Annotated in this window: 2 protein-coding genes; one reads left to right on the top strand and one right to left on the bottom strand. The window is 74.7% G+C overall.

Annotated features, from left to right (window positions below; genetic code table 11):
- The first annotated feature begins 138 nt into the window (after positions 1-138).
- Positions 139-963, top strand: coding sequence for a PhzF family phenazine biosynthesis protein (locus ACYVE9_RS24445; protein ID WP_461030066.1), 825 nt, complete (start codon positions 139-141; stop codon positions 961-963).
- A 60-nt stretch (positions 964-1,023) separates the two neighbouring features.
- Here ACYVE9_RS24445 and ACYVE9_RS24440 read toward each other — a convergent pair whose 3' ends face one another.
- Entirely contained in the window at positions 1,024-1,830 is an 807-nt protein-coding gene (locus tag ACYVE9_RS24440; protein ID WP_461030065.1) for a CPBP family intramembrane glutamic endopeptidase, read from the bottom strand.
- Positions 1,831-2,031 lie beyond the last annotated feature (201 nt).

Genomic DNA, 2,031 nt, shown 5'->3' with positions numbered 1-2,031 from the left:
GGCCTGCGCCGCGGGCCCCACCCGGCGGCCCGGCGGGAGGTGCCCGCCGACCGGTGGGCAGAGCGGTGCGGCGGACCGGTCCACCGTTCGCCGGGTGGCCATGGCCACCCGGCGCCGTCCGCCCTACTGTCGGCCACCATGAGAATCCGCTACGTCGACGCCTTCGCCGATCGCCCGTTCACCGGAAACCCGGCAGCGGTGGTCCTGCTGGACCGCACGGACTTCCCGCCGGCCGACCGGCTCCAGCGGTTGGCGGCCGAGATCAACCTGTCGGAGACGGCCTTCGCACATCCGCTGCCCGACACCGCGGAGGCGGACTGGGCACTGCGCTGGTTCACCCCGGCCGCCGAAGTCGACCAGTGCGGCCACGCCACTCTCGCCACCGCCCACGTGCTCCACGGCGACGGGCTGTCCGCCGACCGGGTCCGCTTCACCTCCCGCAGCGGCGTGCTGGGCGCGGTGACCGGGCCGGACGCCCGCATCACCCTGGACTTCCCCACGGCGCCGCTGACCGAGGAGGAGTTGCCCGCGCCGATCTCCCGGGCGATCGGCGCGCCCGTACTGTCCGCGCACAGCACCGGGCCGCTCGTCGGTGACTGGCTGGTGGAGGTCGCCGACGAGCAGGCGGTCCGTTCGCTGACGCCCGACCTGCCCTCGCTGGCCCGGGCCGGCGGTCGCGGAGTCATCGTCACCGCTGCCGCCGAGCGGGCCGACAGCGGCTACGACTACGTATCGCGCTGCTTCTTCCCGGCCGTCGGCATCAACGAGGACCCGGTGACCGGCAGCGCGCACACCGCGCTGGCGCCGTTCTGGTCCGCCCGGCTGGGCCGGACCGACCTCACCGGCCTTCAGGCGTCGGCCCGCACGGGCAGGGTCCGCACCGCGCTGCGCGGCGACCGGACCGAGCTCACCGGCCACGCGTTCACCGTCATCGACGGTGAACTGCTGGTGCCCCTGCTCTGACCGGCGCCGCGCTCCCCCTGGCACCGTCGCCGGGCCGGGCGGTGCCAGGAGGGAGGGGCGTCAGGCGGTCGGGAGCCAGTCCACCCGGCCGGCGAGCAGCGCGTAGCCGAGGAACGCCACGATGTCGATCAGCGCGTGCGCGGCGACCAGCGGTCCCACTCGGCCCCAGCGCCGGTACAGCCACACGAAGATCACGCCCATCACCAGGTTCCCGACGAAGCCGCCGATGCCCTGGTAGAGGTGGTAGGTGCCGCGCAGAACGGAACTGGCCGCCAGGGCCGCGAGCGGGGACCAGCCGAGCTGGTCCAGGCGGCGCAGCAGGTAACCGACGACGATGACCTCCTCCACCACGGAGTTCTGCACGGCGGAGAGGATCAGCACCGGAAACTTCCACCACACCTCCGGCAGCGACTCGGGCACCACCGTCAGGTTCGCTCCGGCCGCGTGCGCGCCGAGGTAGAGCAGCAGGCCGCTGCCTCCGATGGCCGCCGCGACCGCGACGCCGCGTACCAGGTCGAAGCGCGGGCGGCGCAGGTCAAAACCGATCAGCCGCATGCCGCCGGCCGCCGGGTCGGACTCGCGCAGCAGGAGATGGGCGACCAGCAGCACCGGGACCAGCGCGGTGCCGATGCCGAACAGCTGCCAGGCGAGGTCCAGCCAGGGCCGGTCCGGCGCGAGCGAGCGGTTGAGGTTGGCCGCCTGGTCACTCAGCCCGCCCGGACGGGTGAGCGACCCGGTGAAGCTGATCAGCGCGGAGACCGCACTGGCGCCCAGCGAGAGCGCCAGCACCAGCAGCATCTCCCGGCGCAGGACGCCGCTCCGCTCGTTCGAGAGCTCCGGGACCGCCGTCCCCGGCTGTGAGCCCACGCCTGCCTCCTGTTCGGCCCTGTCCTTCCGGGCGTCTCACCGCGCGTCGCCGACCGCTGCCGGACCCACCGGGCCGACCGGACCGGCGGGTTCGGGCCGCCGGACGGCACGGGAGCCGCTCGACGACAGGTCACAGCTTGCCCGACGCGCCGGGCCCGGAGAGCACCGGGTCGGGGCGCGCCGCGGTGCCGGCCGGGCGGA

The organism is Streptomyces sparsus (genome assembly GCF_054776295.1).
This window is presented reverse-complemented; position numbering and strand designations above follow the sequence as displayed.